At 58.4% G+C, this 18,802-nt stretch carries 12 protein-coding genes; 5 read left to right on the plus strand and 7 right to left on the minus strand.

Translation table 11 applies throughout. The annotated features are described in order from the left end of the window. The first annotated feature begins 76 nt into the window (after positions 1–76). The 4 genes from GGD67_RS14590 to GGD67_RS39755 all read left to right on the plus strand — a co-directional run bounded on the left by GGD67_RS14590 (position 77) and on the right by GGD67_RS39755 (position 4,195). Positions 77–310: a hypothetical protein gene (locus tag GGD67_RS14590; RefSeq protein ID WP_246783462.1), complete on the plus strand. Its 234-nt coding sequence runs from the start codon at positions 77–79 to the stop codon at positions 308–310. Positions 311–3,700: 3,390 nt separating this feature from the next. Next, positions 3,701–3,814 carry a hypothetical protein gene (locus tag GGD67_RS39745; RefSeq protein ID WP_283813731.1) on the plus strand — a complete coding sequence of 38 codons (114 nt, stop codon included), beginning with the start codon at positions 3,701–3,703 and terminating at the stop codon, positions 3,812–3,814. Continuing rightward, positions 3,795–4,061, plus strand: coding sequence for a YopT-type cysteine protease domain-containing protein (locus GGD67_RS39750; RefSeq protein ID WP_283814117.1), 267 nt, complete (start codon positions 3,795–3,797; stop codon positions 4,059–4,061). The genes GGD67_RS39745 and GGD67_RS39750 overlap by 20 nt, the downstream gene beginning before the upstream one ends. Continuing rightward, positions 4,004–4,195, plus strand: a complete 192-nt coding sequence (locus GGD67_RS39755; RefSeq protein ID WP_283814118.1) for a YopT-type cysteine protease domain-containing protein — start codon at positions 4,004–4,006, stop codon at positions 4,193–4,195. The genes GGD67_RS39750 and GGD67_RS39755 overlap by 58 nt, the downstream gene beginning before the upstream one ends. 1,695 nt (positions 4,196–5,890) lie before the next feature. Here the strand turns inward: GGD67_RS39755 and GGD67_RS14600 are convergent. The 4 genes from GGD67_RS14600 to GGD67_RS14615 all read right to left on the minus strand — a co-directional run bounded on the left by GGD67_RS14600 (position 5,891) and on the right by GGD67_RS14615 (position 11,241). Beyond that, positions 5,891–7,435, minus strand: coding sequence for an acyl-CoA dehydrogenase family protein (locus GGD67_RS14600; protein WP_179733716.1), 1,545 nt, complete (start codon positions 7,433–7,435; stop codon positions 5,891–5,893). Between the two features lie 483 nt (positions 7,436–7,918). Then, positions 7,919–8,629 carry an alpha-L-arabinofuranosidase C-terminal domain-containing protein gene (locus tag GGD67_RS14605; RefSeq protein ID WP_312013686.1) on the minus strand — a complete coding sequence of 237 codons (711 nt, stop codon included), beginning with the start codon at positions 8,627–8,629 and terminating at the stop codon, positions 7,919–7,921. Between the two features lie 572 nt (positions 8,630–9,201). Then, positions 9,202–10,842 (minus strand): chaperonin GroEL, encoded by a 1,641-nt coding sequence (gene groL, locus GGD67_RS14610; RefSeq protein WP_179733720.1) that lies wholly within the window; start codon positions 10,840–10,842, stop codon positions 9,202–9,204. An 84-nt stretch (positions 10,843–10,926) separates the two neighbouring features. Continuing rightward, positions 10,927–11,241, minus strand: a complete 315-nt coding sequence (locus GGD67_RS14615) for a co-chaperone GroES (RefSeq protein ID WP_179733721.1) — start codon at positions 11,239–11,241, stop codon at positions 10,927–10,929. Positions 11,242–12,245: 1,004 nt separating this feature from the next. Here GGD67_RS14615 and GGD67_RS14620 point away from each other — a divergent pair. Next, the gene (locus GGD67_RS14620; RefSeq protein ID WP_179733887.1) at positions 12,246–12,893 is read left to right on the plus strand and encodes an FkbM family methyltransferase; all 648 of its coding nucleotides are present in this window, start codon (positions 12,246–12,248) and stop codon (positions 12,891–12,893) included. A 710-nt stretch (positions 12,894–13,603) separates the two neighbouring features. Here GGD67_RS14620 and GGD67_RS14625 read toward each other — a convergent pair. From GGD67_RS14625 to GGD67_RS14635, 3 genes are all read right to left on the minus strand, one after another. Continuing rightward, the gene (locus tag GGD67_RS14625; RefSeq protein WP_179733723.1) at positions 13,604–14,770 is read right to left on the minus strand and encodes an acyl-CoA dehydrogenase family protein; all 1,167 of its coding nucleotides are present in this window, start codon (positions 14,768–14,770) and stop codon (positions 13,604–13,606) included. A 2,498-nt stretch (positions 14,771–17,268) separates the two neighbouring features. After that, entirely contained in the window at positions 17,269–18,006 is a 738-nt protein-coding gene (locus GGD67_RS14630; RefSeq protein WP_179733725.1) for a carbonic anhydrase, read from the minus strand. A gap of 10 nt (positions 18,007–18,016) precedes the next feature. Beyond that, positions 18,017–18,772: a thermonuclease family protein gene (locus tag GGD67_RS14635; protein WP_246790817.1), complete on the minus strand. Its 756-nt coding sequence runs from the start codon at positions 18,770–18,772 to the stop codon at positions 18,017–18,019. Positions 18,773–18,802 lie beyond the last annotated feature (30 nt).

Here is an 18,802-nt window from a genome sequence, read left to right on the forward strand (position 1 = left end):
CGACTGTCCGCTTCGGCAACCGGGGCTCCGAGCGTCGCTGTTACGTGATTTTACGGAGCGCCAGTGTCGCAATTCTTTGATCTACGAGTTGCATGCTCTGGGCATGAATCCGAAAAGTAAACTCTACCAACCTGAGCACTGGCGAGGCCGTGCAGAAGCAACGCGAAAGAAAGCGGAAGCGCTCGCTGACGGAAAAGCCAAAGACAGGCTGCTCAAAATTGCCGTGGAATACGACAAGCTGGCTCGGCGCGCCCACGTGTGGCAGATGCACAAAGAGGAGGACGAGACGTGGCATGAGGAAGAGCCCTAAAGCTCGCTGCGGATCATCAAAAGGCGCCAGCCTGTTGATCGCTAGCCGACCCAATGGCCACGCAAATGTCGCTCAGCGAGCAAGTCACTGCCAGGAAGGAATGTTGAGGGGGATCGTAGGGCGGGGCATCCTGACGGTCCTGCGCGCTCCGAATCGCGACATATACGTGAAGGCGGAGCAGCCCGCCGGCCCAACGCTCCTTCAGGCGGACTTGTTTAGTCAGCTTCTCGAAAGCTAATTCTGATATAAAAAAAGCGCAACCCTACACACCTCAAGTTGCAGTCAGTGCGTCGCAGTTAATGCGGAAGCCCGGATGCCATCCGCGCCGGAACGTTCAGCTGTTGCAGGCTAATGTTTGGAACTTCGTCGCGGCTGCAATTGCATCTCAATTTCGCCAATTCGAGACCTCTGCGCCATGCCTCAATATTTCCTTTGCGTTCATTCGAGGGGCAGATTTCCAGGTAGTCGGGCGAAGTGTGCGCTGGAACCAAGTCTGTGAAAGAGGTCTCCACGTCCGATTGATGGTCCGCAGACGGTGCGGCCGCGGCATGCGAGAGGCGTCGGAAAGCCCCTCGCGCTCTGCCGTCCGCGAGATTATTTCAGAAGAACGCTGCGATGATCCAGTAGAGTCCGGCCCAAAGCAGCGCATTTATGAGGAGTGCGGCCAGCGGCCAAAGGTTCCACCTCCTTTGCGCCTGCCGGCAGCGGCAATCGGCGCCGTAATACTTCATCGGTGGGTGCTTTGGTGTGCGCCAATGCGTCATTTCATCAGACGTCGCGCTGGTCCGCCGAAAAATGCCGGGCTTTGCATGCCTCGTACCACTCATAAGTTCGCAGTCCTCTTTCATAAGGAGAGTATCAGAACCGTTGTCTGTTGCGCGGCGATCCTCCGGTCGTATGCTCGTGTATCGTCGGTACAGTTAAGGTCGCTTTCCGTCACCGCAGCAATCTACATGCCACGACGCAGAAGTATCGACACCGCTTTGATGCAAACAAAAGCGCGTCTGTCGGGCGTTGGCGACACAGAGTCGCTGCCAAAGGTGGGATTCGCGACGTCCATGTCTGAAAGACGACACCCGCATTGGCAGCAAAAGGCTCAGCGCTTCGCGAGCGCCATGCCATGAACAATGAGCTGGGACTTGCATCGTATTGACGCGGGAAGATCGGTCGACTGCCGCGCTGATTGAGATCGACTAATCATTGTTTCGGACCGTTGGCTTACGAGGAGACACCGAGATGGCAGGCGAGCCGCTCCTGTTATCAGCTCAACGACAGTTCATGTCAGGCGTCCGCGGCCTTGGTGCAGGCCCGTTCGACTCGACCCGGCACAATTCAATCGTGTTCACATAGATGGCGCATTGAGGACCATTCGCATTCGACGAGAACCAGTGAATGTGCACTGCGATCTCATCAAGCAGTTGATCGCCTCGCAGCATCAACTGGTGCCATCACTGGCTTTGCGAGTCACCATAGAGTGTGGATGTCGAAGGTCACTACGGGACCATGCCATCATGACGACCAATTCGTTGAGGAGAGGAGCCGCCAGTGTCTTGTGCTCAAGCAGGTAGCCATGAAACATGAATGCGCACTAACGCTTACTTGAAGCGCGGGAGAGCGATGGCGGACATTAGTGTTGCTGATGGGCGCTCTATTCGGCGATGTGCGACCAATACTGGCCGGCATCGGTGAGTAAGATGCTTCGCATGAGAGGGGCTCGCTGACAGAGTTGCAACATGCGCGGGAAGTTGCGATCGGCGGACTGATTCGCCATCGCCCAGATCGTGCTACCGCTCATACTCGGCAATCTTCGGCCCACAATGCGATCGTTATAAGACTATAGCAGGAGAACGAGTGATGATGGACAGCTGCGGCTTGCTCAGATGGTGCTCTGAAGAGCGGTATAGGAGCGCTGGGCCGAGGATCGAGCCGGTTGACGAGTTGCGAGACAACGTCATCTGCATCGAGTTCAAGACCCTCCGAACAGCGAAGGAGCGGGCGTGCGAGAGCAGATGATAGAGAAGCTGGAAGCCGGCCGCGTGCAACACGGCCGGTTCGCTACGGTTCCGGGATCAGGCCCTTGCGGCGTGTTCTTTGTACAGGGGCCTTGCGGGTGTGAACTAAAGATAAGTGGATTTGTCCGTCCTGGCTGGGAGCATGTCGCTGTCTCGACGCCGCGGCGCTGTCCGAACTGGGAAGAGATGAGCTTCGTCAAAGACCTGTTCTGGGATGAAGAGGAGTGCGTCATGCAACTGCATCCGCCACATTCGCAGTATGTGAATAACAGCCGATATTGCCTTCACCTGTGGAGACCCACTCATCGGGACATCCCGATGCCGCCGCCGAGCTTTGTAGGCATCGTTGGACTTGGGCCCTCAGACGCGGCAATGTTGTTCGCGCGGATGAGCGCGACATCATGATCAGCTGAGTTAGTTATCCAAGCGGAAGGTGACGCCGAGCGGCTGCAGGAGCACCGATTCGGCGCCGCCGAACTGAGGCGTTAAAGGCGGGGATATGTCAGGACTGATCGCCTGTTGCCGTGTGCGGGGGGCTGAGCCTGAATTAGCTGCTATCAACTAGGAGCAGCGAATAGTGCGCTGATCCCAATAAAGATCGCGGAACTGTGCTGAACGCGGTTCGGCAGCAACAACAGCATCTTGCCCGGCCGACGACCGGTCACAAGGCAATCACTGGGCGATCCGACGACGCGAATTGCGCACTCTTTGGAGCGAGAAGTGTGCCTACCGGCGGCATAACGCGATGATGGTGAGATCGAGGCCAACGCGACTGTCGAATTCGGTTTGACGAAGGCGCTGTCGCCCCATCACCCTGACTGCATCCGGAATTACACAAGGTCGGCCGGTCGTCGCCGTGCGACAGCCGTGAGCTCGTCGGCCACCCCGCATCTGGAGCGGAGCTCGTGAGCAGAGACGGTCGAGACACCAACTAGGCGCGGGCGAGGTGGTAGCTTCGCCAAAATATCTGGTTGTCAGCTCGTGGTCAGCTTGCCGCAAGATCATTCGCAAGCAGAGCGTAAGCAGCCCGCGCTCGCTCTGAGGAAAGTACGCTGAAGAAGCAGGCGAACCGCCATGTATAATCGAGTTAGTGGCCGATCCACACGCCCTGATTAAGCTGACGAACCGAGTCGGTCCGTGGGCGGTTACGAATTTGCTCAAACGTTGACGGATCTCGCTCAACGGGAGAGCCCGCCATCTGGGGAATTGTCCGACGACCTCAGATGCAATCATTCATAGTCCAAGCACCTCGGACCCCAGCACATCCTCTCTGTCGTCCAGCTCAAATCCATCCTCTCCAGCGAGGCCCATCCGTCCTCTGTTCGAATACAGGACTGCTGAATTGCCCCAGGCCAATGTTAACGAAATCTGCGTTGGATTGGCAGCGGAGTGGCTCCTCAATCTGCCGAGCAGCCCTTCATCCCGGATGGAGGGCGCCGCGCCCGGGGACTCAAAATCACAGCTCAGCGGCAATGCGGCAGCAGCGCTATGAAGACCCCAAGAGTCTGTTGCGAAGCGATAGGCCGGAAGGTTCTCACAACCTTCAGGCAAAAAGTGCGATGTTACGCGAAGCCGGCCTAGCGCCGTTTGCCGAACAGACGCGATATAGGTTTGGTACATCTTCGCGCGTTGATCAGATCGTGAATGAGGTCACTGACAACGCGTCGATCTATTGGTCAGCTTGCGTTTCGCCGCAGGTGGCGCCCACACAATCGCAACGTCGACATCGAATGGAATGACCCTCTTTGATCCTAATTCGGAATTTACCGTTCGGTCAGATCAGATGGGTGAGTTGTTCAAAAGTCTCGCCGACCGCTACAGGAACCCGAACGGACATGATATATCGACCGTGGTCACACAAAGGATGACGTGAGTGTTTCGGAGGTTGCAACAGACCCGAGGCCCGCGAGTGGATCTTTCGCGAACGACGCCGGAGAGCCACATCGCCTCCGATAGTGCAACCATGGTAGGGGACATGGATGTCGCGCCCTGAACACGCGCGGCTCTGGTTGAAGATCTCAAAACTGGGAGCCGACAGTGATAACCCTATGCACTGTGTTCGTTCGAAGCCTAACGGTCAAACTCAGCGCTGAGCCGACTACAAGCAATTTCTGAGATTTACGGCCTGGAGGCCCTCTCCGCGGAGCGGGCGCAAGCTGGCTATTAGTTGATCTGGAAGACGTTGTCCGATGGTGTTTATATGATCCCAGTCTCACACCGGGAGCAGCGCAGGCGCGACTCGGCGCTGGTCAGCTGGTGGATCAGACGCTGTCGCTGCCACGCCCGCACTGGTTGAAGTTAGCAGAAACGTGACTCGGCGCCCCAAAGCCCCACGCATACACGGGGCAAGCGCTGTCCCTACCACGCGCCGCTAACTTCGACGTCACCGTACAGGGACTAGCTTTCCGAAAGCTGACGAACCCGACGAGAATTACAAAGTGCGAAAGCGGCCGGCGTGGGTCGATGCCCTTCTGCCTGGAACCCACCCATCTGTCCAGCGGACATCCGACTTAAGGGTATGTTCAAGCATAGACATAAGCTGATCTCTTCAAAGAGATCATGAAACTTGCATATGCCATGTGCCGCGAGAAAGGTGTCAGCAGAAGCCCATCGATATTGCAAAGGCGCGGCTCTGCGGCATCATCCACGAAAGGCAATCCATTATCTCTGCGACTTCGACGACAGCCGGGCCCATCCGACCAAGCTCGAAAGTGATCGGACCGGGAGAGAAGATCGACGGCGGACAAGTGCGGAGCCGCCGGTATGCCGTTTTCAGCCAGAGCAATGGCTAGTCGTCGGCCCCATGCCGCCGGAAGGCTTCATCGGCGGCGAGGAAGGCGGGTCCTGAGACCCATGAAGCCCCGCGACGATTGAGAGCCGCGGGGCAGGTTCGTTTTGCAGATGCGGCGATGCATGCTTCACGAGCGACCGCAAGTTTAAGCGCAGTTATCGAATGGCTCGATGATATTGATCCTAAGCCAGACCGTCAGACGGCTTACACATGGCTGATGGGTTCAGTATACAGCTCGTGCCCGAAACAACAGAAGCTTCATGGCATGGCTAAGTCATGGCGATCATCTCGCTGCGGCATGCGCTTCGACGCCGCGTTCCAATGGAGCGAAACGGTACCAGGAATGAAGGGCGTGGGGCTTTTGAGTGGAGGGCGGCACTTCGCGGGTACATAGCGCTTCTCAGGCGCATTACGAGAAATGTAGGAACACGCATCACGATCGCGCAGTCGTCAGCCGCGAAAGCACGGTGGCGTCAGTATCGACCATGGGGGACCGCGAAGCGGTGGTTGGCCATCATCGATAGGGTAGGGAGCGTGCTCAAGTTGTTCGACGCGGCCCATTCTTCTGATGCGGCGCCGGGTCGATGAGCGGATCGGGTCCTCCTGAACGCGAAAGCCTTTGCTGCTGCGGCGCGCCGGGAGCGAGATTAGCTTAGGCCCTCATAGCAGTCTGCCGGAATTAGACGTGGCAGTGCTCAGGGATGCTTCGCCTCTCCGCAGCTGCATCATCGCGCGCGGGCCCACCAGGTGGGAAAGACCTCCGACATCCGCCAGATATCAGACATACTGCACCAGTCTAAGGTAATCGTCTGCGAGGACAGGTGAGCGAATAGAACAAGCCGCGTCTTCAAGGAAGGTGGTCAGAGTCCGACTAGCCCGATTGCGGACTTCGACAGATTGCCGGATCGGCGCGCGAGTACGGAGGGTTGCAAGTTCGGAACTGACCAGGTCAGCCGCTGCTGCGGCGCAATCTGAGGCAGAGAAGCAACCAGCAGACATGATAGCTCTTGCCAGTGCCAACGTGGTGAGCCAACCCGCATAGATCAGCACGGCCCCGTCTGTCTCATTGAGCCCAGAGAGCTCCTCAATTGCAGCAGCATGGACTGATGCCGCTCCAACTGACCGAAAGAGATCGGCGATTTCGTCACGCGTGGCTTTAGAGAGGAGGCAGCGGCCGAGATGTGATAGGAGCGCTTCAGTCGGACCTTCGAAGATGCGAAGGATGCGAGCGTCTCGATAGATTTTCGCTAAAGGCGCTCCCTCATCGTAACCACGGCCACCTAACAGCTGGACGCACTGATCAGCAACAAGGCCGCACCACTCCGAGGACAAAACCTTCGTTGCCGACGCAAGGTGGACGTTCGGCGCGCCCTGCGCTGAAACAAGTCGGCAGGATGCGGTCAGCATCGCCTTCACTACTTCCCGCCGCAGCACCATTTGTCCAAATAACTGTTCGATGTAACTGTTCTCGATCATACGCAGTTTACCGAGCCGGCGATGGCTTGCATAAGAGGCTGCGACCTGGATAGCGCGCTCAAGGGCTCCAAGACCCATAGCAGCCACACCGAGACGGCCGCGGTTCATACTAGATGCCGCCGCTCCCCAGCCGTCTTGATCGCGAGAGAGCACGTAAGAACGCGGCACCTCGACATCGTGGAACTCCAGGGTATTCTGAATGATGCCACGTAGACCGAGTGTGCGATGCTCGTGCGTGACCTTTAGGCCTGGAGCTTGCCTGTCAACGAGTACACCAACGAGCCGACCTTTCGCATCGGGTCCAGACGCGCGCGCAAAGCAAACGATCCAGCGAGCCCAGTCAGCGAGGCCGATCCAGATCTTGCGGCCAGAGATACGAACTTTATCTTCGCGCATGAGAGCCGAAGCCTCTATGTGCCTCGGGGCCGATCCAGCCCCGGGTTCCGTCAAAGCGAAAGCGCAGAGATCGCCGCGTGTTGCACCCCAAATGATATGCTTTTGTTCGGGGATGTGCGGTGCCGCTTGGATACAGGGCAAGGCCAGGAAGTTATGGATGACGAGGGTAGAGGCAGCGGAGACATCGAAGGACGCAGTGGCGGAGATGAGGTTGATGGCCTCCTGCAAGGGAAGAGCTAATCCGCCGTGCTCTCCTGGTGTGGTGAGCCCGAACAGTCCATGCCTTGCCAATAGGCTGTGTAGGGTCGGAGGGAATGCTCGGCGGTCATCCGCGTCAGCGAAATTCAGCTGACTGAGGTCAGCGATCAAACTGGAGTATAGTTCAGCTGCACGGCCTTCGGCTGTGCGTTCCTGCGCCTCGCTGAATTGGGCGTAAACCTGAGTATACATAGCCATAAAGCCCACAATGAACCCGGTCGCGCTTCGTGCCAATTCATCCCCGTGGCTATCTCGGTTACACATTGGTATAGTGTGGATGCAAGCGCAGCATAAGCACGTTCTCCGGGACTTGGATTTATTGCGGCCGCTGCGCAGGCTCTCATCAAGATAAGCTTGTCGATATGACCTATGGGAGGCACGCGCCGGTGGGGCGAGCCGCTCTCGAACGGGCCGATTGCTTGGCGGGGCGCCAGACGATGATGGTATGATGTCGTGCAGGCGTACAATGCGGCGGCCTGAAATCTTGTCGTAGCCCCAGCAGGTAATCTGGGGCGGGCGCGCTGATCGCGGCAGGGGACTATCACCCATCGCTGCCGTTGGCCACGATCATCGGCCCTGGTACGATCGGCAGCGCTCACAGCTTTGCGAGGTGCTCACGCTCTCGGCTTAATAGTGTTCGCGGAAATCATGCTCAAGCAAGAACCTAAACCGCGATCACGATTGATCCTTTGGCGCCGTGTTCGCGGGCCCTTCATCTTCTCGATGTGGCGCCAGGTGGATCACATTCCATGACGCCGGCTTGAGCGTCGCCCGCAACCTCCCGCGGGCAAAGGCCACGCTTTGCAAAGGCGCCGGCTTGACTTTGTCCGGCGTATTCTCGGTATTTGCCGCCATCAGATCATCGTGCCGGAGCTCGAGCCGCTCGTGAACTGTCAGGGGACCGAAGCTTCTGGCCTCGACGCTCACCTCCATCTCCTGCTTCAGATCACGATTGAGCAGAAAGAGCGATAAGCCGCCGCCTTGTTCGGCGACTGCCGCTATCTTGAGATACGGCACGTCAGGCGCTGGAAAGGTCCCGGCCGGTGTACCATCAGGATTGTTGTACGACACATAGCAGGCTTCCGTCTCGACTCGCGCGTGCAAAATTCTTCCGCGACCAAAGCGGCTCATATGCGCAAAAGGAAAGACGATGGTTTGGCGCCACGCACCTCCGCCTGTCTTAGTCATGATCGGCGCGATGACGTTCACGAGTTGCGCCAGGCAGGCAACTCTCACCCGATCGGCGTGATCCAACAGGGAAATGCAGGCGCCGCCGAAGGCCAGCGCGTCCTCCATTGTATAGATTTCCTCAAGGATCGGGGGCGCCACTGGCCAGCGGTCTACCGTCGGGGCAACCTCGTTGCGCCTTGCGCAACCTGCTGACACACACTCTCTGTAAGACAGATATCATGGTAGGACGCTGCGGCGAAGTTGGCGGCCCGTAGGCGAAGCGGAGCCCATCCGCGAGGAAAAAATAGAGCGTACAGTAAATCATGGCACTTCAGCAGGATATCTTGTGGTTTTTGATGATGCGCATTGTCGCTGAGGGTTTCAAATAAGCCTCTCGCCATCAGATGTAAGTGCGAACCAGGAAAGGGCATGTGGGCGCTTGGGTCCACGCGTCAGGACAGGAAAGTAGGCAAGAAGCGGTAGGCGGCACCTGATAAACCCAGACGAAGGGTTCGAACACTCGGCAGAGGCAGCTTGGTGAGGCTCAAATAGCGACAGGCCCACTTCCATCGCAGTGCTGGACCCGTTTTACCTTGGCCGAGGCTCTGTCGCCGCCGAAGGAAAAGTCACAAGCAAATTAGGTCTGGGCTCTACCGCCGTTCATACGGATTGACCGATGGGTTCGGCCTTTGGCGCGGCTTGCTAGGCTACGTTGCAAGCTCGCCGAAACAAAACCCTGGCATTCGTGCCAGGGTTTTGCACGGTCATCGACACTTTGAGAGAGTGGATCAGAAGTCCATACCGCCCATGCCGGCGCCCGGGGGCATCGCGGGACCGGCGCCGCCCTTCTTGGGCAGCTCGGCGACCATGGCTTCCGTGGTGATCAGGAGCGCGGCCACCGAGGAAGCGTTCTGGACCGCGATACGGACAACCTTGGTCGGGTCGATGATGCCCTTGGAGACAAGATTGCCATACTCGCCTGTCTGCGCATCAAAGCCATAAGAGTACTGCTCGTTGTCCAGGACTTTGCCGACCACGATCGAACCGTCTTCACCGGCGTTCATCGCGATCTGGCGGGCCGGCCAGGACAGCGCCTTGCGCACGATCTCGACGCCGGTCTTCTGGTCGTCGTTCTTGGTGCGCAGGCCTTTGAGCTGCTCGGAGGCCCGGAGCAGGGCGACGCCGCCGCCCGGGACGATGCCTTCTTCCACAGCCGCGCGGGTCGCATGCATCGCGTCATCAACGCGATCCTTGCGCTCCTTCACCTCGACCTCGGTCGCGCCGCCGACGCGGATCACCGCGACGCCGCCCGCGAGCTTGGCAAGACGCTCCTGGAGCTTCTCACGGTCGTAGTCCGAAGTGGTCTCCTCGATCTGCGCCTTGATCTGGGCCACGCGCGCCTCGATGTCGGCCTTCTTGCCGGCGCCGTTGACGATCGTGGTGTTCTCCTTGTCGATCATCACCTTCTTGGCGCGACCGAGCATGTTGAGCGTGACGTTCTCGAGCTTGATGCCGAGATCTTCCGACATCGCCTGGCCGCCGGTCAGGATCGCGATGTCCTGCAGCATGGCCTTGCGGCGATCGCCGAAGCCCGGAGCCTTGACGGCCGCGACCTTCAGGCCGCCGCGCAGGCGGTTCACGACCAGGGTCGCGAGCGCTTCGCCTTCGACGTCCTCGGCGACGATGACCAGCGGCTTACCACTCTGCACCACGGCCTCGAGCAGCGGCAGCAGCTCGTTCAGCGAGGAGAGCTTCTTCTCGTTGATGAGAATGTAGGCGTCGTCCATCTCGACGCGCATCTTGTCGGCGTTGGTGACGAAGTAGGGCGAGATATAGCCGCGGTCGAACTGCATGCCCTCGACGACGTCAAGCTCGGTCTCGAGCGACTTGGCTTCTTCGACCGTGATCACGCCTTCGTTGCCGACCTTCTTCACGGCGTCGGCGAGGAACTTGCCGATCTCGACATCGCCGTTGGCCGAAATGGTGCCGACCTGGGCGATCTCCTCATTCGAGGTGACCTTCTTGGAGTTCGTCTGGAGATCCGCAACCACGGCTTCGACCGCGAGGTCGATACCGCGCTTGAGGTCCATCGGGTTCATACCGGCGGCAACCGACTTGGCGCCTTCGCGGACAATCGCGGCGGCCAGTACGGTCGCAGTGGTGGTGCCGTCGCCGGCAGCATCCGCCGCCTTCGAAGCTACTTCGCGCACCATTTGCGCACCCATGTTCTCGAACTTGTCGTCGAGTTCGATGTCCTTGGCGACGGCAACGCCGTCCTTGGTGATGCGAGGCGCGCCGAACGACTTGTCGAGCACTACGTTGCGGCCCTTCGGACCAAGCGTGACCTGCACGGCATTGGCGAGGATGTCCACGCCGCGCAGCATGCGATCCCGCGCGTCTACTCCGAATTTGACTTCTTTGGCTGACATAAAGATTCCCTCAGTTCTTGTTTTCTCATCCTTCAGCGCGCCTAACAGGGCGCTCGTCAGGGAGTGAGCTGTGTGAGCGCTTGGTTAGGCGGCTTTCTTCTTGGGAAACACATCGGCGAGAACGCCCATGATGTCACTCTCCTTCATGATCAGTAGCTCCTCGCTGTCGATCTTGACTTCGGTGCCCGACCATTTTCCGAACAGCACGCGGTCCCCGACCTGGATGTCGATCGGAATCAGCTTGCCAGTCTCATCGCGGCCGCCCGGGCCAATTGCAATGACTTCGCCCTGCGAGGGCTTTTCCTTGGCTGTGTCGGGAATGATAATGCCACCAGCGGTCTTCTCATCGGCGTCGATGCGCTTGACAACGACGCGGTCGTGAAGCGGGCGGAAATTCATGCATGTCTCCTGGGCGGTTGAACAAGTTAGAGATAGTCACATTGTGACAAGCCCAATTATAGCAAGGATCAGGCCAAAAATGAGCTGAACGATCGATGCCTGAAGTTCTACTGAATCGTAGCCTGATCAGTGTTTGTCTTTGTCCGGAAGCAAACGCCCTCAGCTACACAGCCCGCCAAGCTGTTGCGAAAATGACATTGCGTTTCGTCGAAACACCCGGATTGAGCCCAGGGTTCCTCAACACTGCACGGGCGGCCGTTACACCGATCGAAGCGCCGCGTGTTTCAACGACGACGGCGTGGCTGGCAAATGATTGCTTCGTCTGACGGCAGCATCTAGCAGTTGACGCCGGCGATCTGCACAAGACCCTGCTCGATGAGCAGCGTTCGATCAGTAGGACGTAGTCGCAATAATAGGGCAACTATCTCGAAAACTCAGGCGATGTTTCCTGTTGGAGGCCCCGTGCTCCAAGAAAGGCCATCATCGAATTGTCCCGTCTCCAGACGTCGCACGGTCGCTCAAACCTGTTTCATTTACCCCGATCGAGTGATCGAAGATGATCGCTGCGGAGGCTTGTTTGCACGCGGCAACGCGTGCGTCGGAGCCTTGACCTCATACGCTCTTCTCCGAAGGACAGATGATTCCGAAGAAGGGATCGCCCGGAGCTGCTCGCAAATGCGTCAGAGAGAACCGACCGCTGACTTTCGGCGCGAAGCCGTTCTTTCCGCCGCTCCGAAAGGCGGACCTGACACGACGATCTAGCTCACAGTTGGCGCGGCTCCCGAAACCAAGCGGCAGTTTGTATTGCAGGGCAGTCACTGCAGCTCCCGGTTCGACAGGCGTCCCTTTTGGTGTTGATGGCATCCAAATAGCTGTCATGAATCGAGGGACCGACGGGAATATGAATCATATACGTTGATATACGTTGTGCCGGCGCGTCTGGCGTGTGATTTGGCGTCAAAGACGAAATTCATCCGATCTCCGCGCCCATGGAAAAAACACCTGTGTCGTCTGCCGAAGTTCACCAGCACATCGTCTCACGTCTTCAGAAGCCGAATCCCGTCATCCTCGATATCGGCTGCAATGACGGGACCGATACGGAACAGTTTCTCAATCTCTGCCCGCAAGCTCAGCTCTACTGCTTTGAGCCGGACCCGAGAGCGATCGCGCGCTTCAAGAAGAAGCTGGGCCCATCCCTCTATAGGGTGAAGTTGCTTGAAATCGCGATCAGTGATCGAAACGGGATGATCGACTTCCATCCAAGCAATGCAGATGGTGATGCGAAGGAATGGGACCTCTCCGGCTCAATACGCCGCCCGAAGAATCATCTTACTGAGTATGAGTGGGTTCGGTTCGATCGCCCTGTCTCGGTTGAAACGCGGCGGCTGGACGACTGGTGCAGCGAAGCCAAGCTGAATACGATCGATCTCATTTGGATGGATGTCCAGGGGGCCGAAGCGGACGTTATCGCCGGCGGCATGCAGACCTTGAGCAATACGCGCTTCGTCTACACAGAATATAGCGACCGCGAGCTCTACGAAGGGCAGTTGTCCCTTCAAGCTATTCTTGACCTGTTGCCATCATTCGAAGTGGCGGCCCACTATCCACGCGCGGTGGAGGGTGATGTATTGCTCAAAAATAAGCGCTTCTAGCGGCGACTCATATCGGGCGCCTCATTCATTGCTGGTAAACCTGACCAGCGCGCTTAGCCGCCAAAAGCTGCACAACGGGTGATCATTCGAGCGGATATCGGTGGCCGGACGGGGCGCTCCGGTTTCCTGTTGCCAATACAGACCCCGCGCACGACGTCCGCGTCGGGCGGGTGGTGGGTTTCTAACACTGCCACGATCGGAACGGTCGTCAATGAACTCGGTCTGGGCGACTCAGTGCTGCGGCTCTGGATAAGCTCCGGCAGGAGCCGACATCGGCGGCGTTGGGCCCGCCACGCAGGGGATGCCGACGTCGGCGCACCAGGCTTCGGAGATCGTCCGCCTACGCCAGCAGAACGAGCGGCTAAGCAGGGAGCGCGACATTAAAAAAGTCGGACTTGGGAGCTTTGTGAGTTGAACCGCGAGCCGTTGCGCTGAAATGCAAGTGGATTGTGCTCGACACGACAATGAGCGAGGCGGGAGCGTAGAGAGACCTATGAGAGCGCTCAAGGGATGCTCCACGGATATGAAGTGGTGTTTTTGAGAAACGCCTGACTGCAAGGGTCTCTCTCTCTCTCTCTCTCTCTCTCTCTCTCTTTCTTGTCCTTTAAACAAGGCCGGCAGGCCGCGAGGTCCTGTAGCTGCAGACAGCATCATATCGCAGGTCCGGCAATCCGTTGAGGCGGGGGCGTGCGGAACGTGTATGAACCGCTTCATGGAAATCCCGGCTGTACTGCACTTCCGAGCAAGAGTCGGCCGGCGCTTTGGAGCGTTCCCTCGTTTAAAGCTGCGTGCTGAGCAACCACGAAGCTGTCGCACATGGCGCGCGCCAGATTGCTGGTAGTATAGAGCGACGCACTTCCAGCGAGACCGCTCGCAATGTTGCAGACCTCAGCGCTCTGCCGCGCGGCGTTCGTCGCGGCGAGTCGCATCAGCGTCGCCGTGCGCGGGTTTACCGCATCCTTGAGCGCTTCCTTCCACAGCTGCTCGGTGGCCTCATAGAAGAAGGAACGGGCGGAACGCAGCATGGCTTCGGCTCTGGCCATCTCCAGTTGGACATAGCCGCGCTCTGCCATCACGGGCGCTCCAGTGATTGAGGCGCGGCTTCCGGCCATGGCGATCACCTCGTTTAGCGCGGAGCGCGCAATACCGATGCCGACAATCGCATGCGCCTGCGCTGCGAAAGTGACGGACGGATAACGATAGACCGGCGCGTCGAGTGTCGGCGGACCGCCGCGGATCAAGGTCCATTCCTCCGGTACAATGACATCGTTGACAATGACGTCGTGGCTGCCGGTGCCTTGCAGGCCGATGACGTCCCAATTGGGGCGGATTGTCAACTTCTCGGCCGGCATCACGGCTACACGGGCAAGGCCTCCGGTCGGATCGTCTTCCACGGTGATGCCAACGCCTATCAGATCCGCGCCCGGTGAGCCGCTGGCGAATGGCCACACGCCGTTTACGACGAACCCGTCGCTGGTTCGCCTGGCGGGCTGAAGCGGGAAAAGCGCACCTGCCAACACCACGTCAGGTCCATTCGCGTATACCTTGCGAAGCGTGTCGTCCGGAAGAGCAGCGAGGTAGCGAGCCCCATCGCCGAAGCTGGCGACCCAACCGGCGGAGCCGTCGGCTTCGGAAATGCGCTCGATTAGGCGACAAAAATCGGCCGGCGTTCGCTCCTCGCCGCCAAATCGCTTGGCGACCAAAGCCCGATAGACGCCAACGCGCTTGAAGCCCTCGATGATCTCGTCTGGAATCTTCTGCGCGCGGGCGAACTCATTTCGGCGCGCGCGGATATCGACCAGTAGCGGCGACAGATTATCCCACGTTGCAGCCGTAGCGTCGGTTTCTGAAGTGATGTTCTCTGGTGGAGCGTTCATGACCTGTCCTCGGTGCCTTGAGCCGATCGATGCGGCGCTTCACTGATTTGGATTGCGCGCGCATGGCGAAGCCGGGCCGGACTTATACCCAGTCGGAAGGGATCGTCGGAACTGTCGCAGTTGATATCGACTGTGATGGGGTTACATGCGGTTGCCAGTCCAAACCATACCCAGAACGGATTGACTCAAAGAGAAGGTGTTGAGGGCCTGGAAAACTGACGGAGATATGTCTGTCGATGTTGTCATTGAGGCTGAACCGGCAAAGCGACCGATATGCGGCAGCGAGATCGATCCGCCTCTGCTGCACTATGTCTCCGACGTCTGACGGCAGCGCTTGTTTTGTCATCTCTTCTCCAACGGACGATTACTTGGGCTCGGCGGCTCGAACCAACTGTGAATTCCTGACTTGGCGACCGCAAGGTGGCCAAAGCCTGCTGCTCTTTTCCATGCCCCAGCAATCGACGTGCCATCAATCATGGTCTGGAGGCCGTGTCTGAATCCAGCGAGATCACGTGGCTCGTGCCTCGCCGGCAGGACGCTCGCGCCTCCCGCGTCTGATTCCAGGCACAAGATGTCATCAACCGAACGCGACGGAAGGAGAGCGACTGAAGTGGACCTCGACCGCGAACCAGCCGGGCTCGGCTTGCCTGTTGGAGTTTCAGGCCCGCTCCGATCTCGCGACATTACCAAAAGCGCAATTTACCGTGTTCGCGACTGTGGATGAGCTGTTGGTTAGAAGCGGACATCAGACGGCAGGTGTTTCAACAAACGTGACGGCAGCGTCAGGGCTGCCATTGCAATCAAGTCGCTGTCCTATGTACTGAAGAGTGCCGCCGCTCATGCAAGCGAAAGGCAAAGCTTCCTGGATGCTTTGAGTTTTCAAGGTGCGCCAGCAACGATCCGCCTGTTCCTGTTTTGTCGTACCAAACGCAACAGATCGCACACATTCCTGACGTGACTTACCCTTTTCGGCGCCTCTCTCTTCAGCGCCAGATGCCTCAGATCATGACTGAGCTTGTCCAAATCGCCAGCAACAGCGACACGATTGGCTGCTCGTCCTTGCTGCTGAGATCAGTGCTGTACAGGACTCTGAGATAGGATCGAGTTGGGGCGCGTCCGGGGGGCGTGATTCGGGCGCCGAAACTGGAAGTCTTCTCACGGTCGCTCCGGTACGCACCGTACGCTTATGATGCGATCAGATCACTCTCGCTGAGAGTGTGCATTGTCTGGGTCAGTACGAAGCTTGCGCTCATGGCGAAGCCAAATCTGCCAAATAACCACTTGGGGCGGAACCGTCTGCGCCGCAACGGTAACTTCTTTCGCATTCCTTCGGAAAGGCCATTAGGTGCGAAGAACTGGCGGCGCAGGTGTCTCCGCGTGGCGCTGACATCAAGGTGTGCAGCGGCATCACTGATATGGACGCGCAGGCCTTGGTATGCTCGTTCTGCCTGGCGTATATCCTATGGAATGACGTCAAGCGCGAGCCGGTTTCCGGCGTTGAGAGATCGGAGTGCGCTTGCTCGCGATATGTACCCCAGCCGGGGACTTGTCCGCCGGACGCCAGTACACGACGGATGACGCCGACGGCGCTCGGCGTCTTTTGACAAGCGCGCGTTCGATCTTCCTGCAAATGCGTGGCGCGCCAGTCATACGAGAAAGTTTGTGCGACGAAGGCTCGATCGCGCGCTGCCGCGGGGCCGGGATAGTTGATCAACAGATACGCCGCGACCTGCCAAAATCGAAACCGAAGCGCGGTCATCTACGTAATCGAAGCACTCCAGTCGCCAATCATGGTGACGACTCAATAAGCGCCGGACTGGCTGCAGTTGTGCGTCCTTCGGGGAAGGAAAAACGCGCAGGCCTCGGCTCGTGGCTGGTTGACGCGAGACAGTTGCCTCCGGCCGCTTTGAAAGAATGGACGGCAGATCTTTATCTTCTTTTTATAGCCATCACAGTCGTTCACCATTGATGGCAGATGCGGGGGAGACCGTCCGGTCCCGACGCGAGTAGCATTTTTCTTTACATCCGCCGGATGGGTAGTCTTGGTGGTCGTAATCCTGCTCTATGTGATCTTCGGCCCTAGCTGAGCCTGGTGATCATAGCAGGACCAGAGGGGGGCTGCCGGATCGCGGGTGAGAGCTGCCGGAATTGTCGCGTGTTCCGTTAGGCCGAGAGCTCAGCCCCTGCATGCCTCGCACCGTGATCTGCCGCTTGCACCACCTCTGCTGGCTTAGCGCATCAACGGGCAGGCATGAATAGTGTCGCCCGCGGTATGAGTGTTTCTTGGTGCTGGCCTCGCGTTGCCAACATGAGCACGTAGAATACGATAAGAATTAAGAGGCCGCGCATACCAAAGATCGTCTCGAAGCTAAGATAATTGTGGAGCGGATTGTATTCGGTGCATTTAATGCAGCCGAAACGTGAGCGGATTGCACGGAACTAGACCGAAGCCCTACATCAGGCGGCAAACGACTAGCCGGCCGGCGAAGGTGCCGGCGTCAGCTCAGCAAATCGACCCTGCCGGTGTCGAGCCGATACAGGCCCCCGACGACCTTCAGTCTGTTCTGCTCAACTGCCGTGTTCAGAATCGGGCCCGTCGATTTGAGTTTGTTGACGTTATCGACTACATTTTGTCGAGTTGCTAGGACGAACGTGTCACCGGTTTGCTGGCGAGATAATTTTACCGCAGGCGCAAGCGCAGCGACGAGGGATGAAATGTGCCCCGGCGGCGGCTTATCGTCGTGGAGCGACTTGATCGTGGCGTCTATCGCACCGCAATGGTCGTGGCCAAGTACCAGGATCAGCGGCGTGTTCAGCACGGCCACCGCATATTCCATACTGGCGAGCGTGTCATCGTTGGCGAAGTTGCCGGCGACGCGGCAGACAAACAGATCGCCAAGTCCGCTGCCGAAGACAAGTTCAGGCGCCACGCGAGAATCGGCGCAGCTCAGAACCGCGGCATATGGATTTTGCCCATCCACCAAAACCGGGCGCTCGCGCTTGAAATCGTCGCTTCGTGATACGCCCTGGACATAGCGATCGTTCCCTTCCATCAGCCGGTTCAGAGCAGTCTCCGGCGAGATCAGGTTATCTGGCTTCGGCGGCGTTTTTGCTTCCTTCGCATCGACAATGTTGTTGCCAAGCCGCAAGCAAACTGACGAAATAGCGAATTGCAACAGTGAGCGGCGCGAAGGCGCGATCTTGGTCAGATGGGTCGGAGAATGGCCTGCATGCATGCATCTCACCTCATCGCGCGGCTTTACGCCACCCGGTGGCTTCGGCTTCCGCTTCGCTGCAAAGCCAGCGTTCACCGGGCTTCTTCGTCATGTCGATTTGTTCGTAACTGAGTTGCCCGGGCAGGTGAAAAATGCGCTCGCCGTTGCGGTCTACGGTGCCCTTTATCAGACACTCGGACGAGGGCGGGTCCGATAGCAGCGCGGATCCGAGCAGGAGTTCCTGAGCGTCGATCGGAACGGAGCTCGCGCCGATGATGATCGTCCCCTTGTTGCGGCGACGCCAGTCCCAGGGCGCGATGAACGCCCCCGACCACAGCCCCGCATACGCTTTGCTCGCCACAACCTCATAGACAACGTAGGTTTGGGTAGAAGGACCCGACGATAATGCCCAGCCGGAGCGTACCATCCAGGCGTTCACGTCCTCGCCTTCTATGAAGCAACTGCCACGTGATCTGCCGTATTCATCAACTCCTGTGGTATGACAATCCCACGTTCGTCCGTTCGAATGCTTGATCAGCTCGTCGCGAGCAGCTACGCCGCAAGTCCATTTCCGACCGTGGGCGTCGAGGCAAATCTGGTCAGTCTCAGGAGCTTCGATGCCTGAGAGCCGAAGCTTAGTTTGCTCGATCTGGATCGTATTGCCGTCGAGGATGCGAGGAGGGCCGCTGAGCTTCGCTGCGCAGACCGGAGATGTGATGACAGCGAACAATGCGACCATGATTACGCGGTGTTTCATCTCAACAATAACCTCTCGCTCTTGATCCATGTTCACGCACGATCCGGCGCTGCCACATTC

This window comes from Bradyrhizobium sp. IAR9 (assembly GCF_013408065.1).
Classification (GTDB): Bacteria; Pseudomonadota; Alphaproteobacteria; order Rhizobiales; family Xanthobacteraceae; genus Bradyrhizobium.

Bases quoted from the DNA above. Each gene is read 5' to 3' on its own strand.
- GGD67_RS39750 (WP_283814117.1), top strand. From the start codon at position 3,795: ATGCGGCAGCAGCGCTATGAAGACCCCAAGAGTCTGTTGCGAAGCGAT.
- GGD67_RS14600 (WP_179733716.1), bottom strand. From the start codon at position 7,435: ATGTATACTCAGGTTTACGCCCAATTCAGCGAGGCGCAGGAACGCACA.
- groL (WP_179733720.1), bottom strand. From the start codon at position 10,842: ATGTCAGCCAAAGAAGTCAAATTCGGAGTAGACGCGCGGGATCGCATG.
- GGD67_RS14615 (WP_179733721.1), bottom strand. From the start codon at position 11,241: ATGAATTTCCGCCCGCTTCACGACCGCGTCGTTGTCAAGCGCATCGAC.
- GGD67_RS14625 (WP_179733723.1), bottom strand. From the start codon at position 14,770: ATGAACGCTCCACCAGAGAACATCACTTCAGAAACCGACGCTACGGCT.
- GGD67_RS14630 (WP_179733725.1), bottom strand. From the start codon at position 18,006: ATGCATGCAGGCCATTCTCCGACCCATCTGACCAAGATCGCGCCTTCG.
- GGD67_RS14635 (WP_246790817.1), bottom strand. From the start codon at position 18,772: ATGGATCAAGAGCGAGAGGTTATTGTTGAGATGAAACACCGCGTAATC.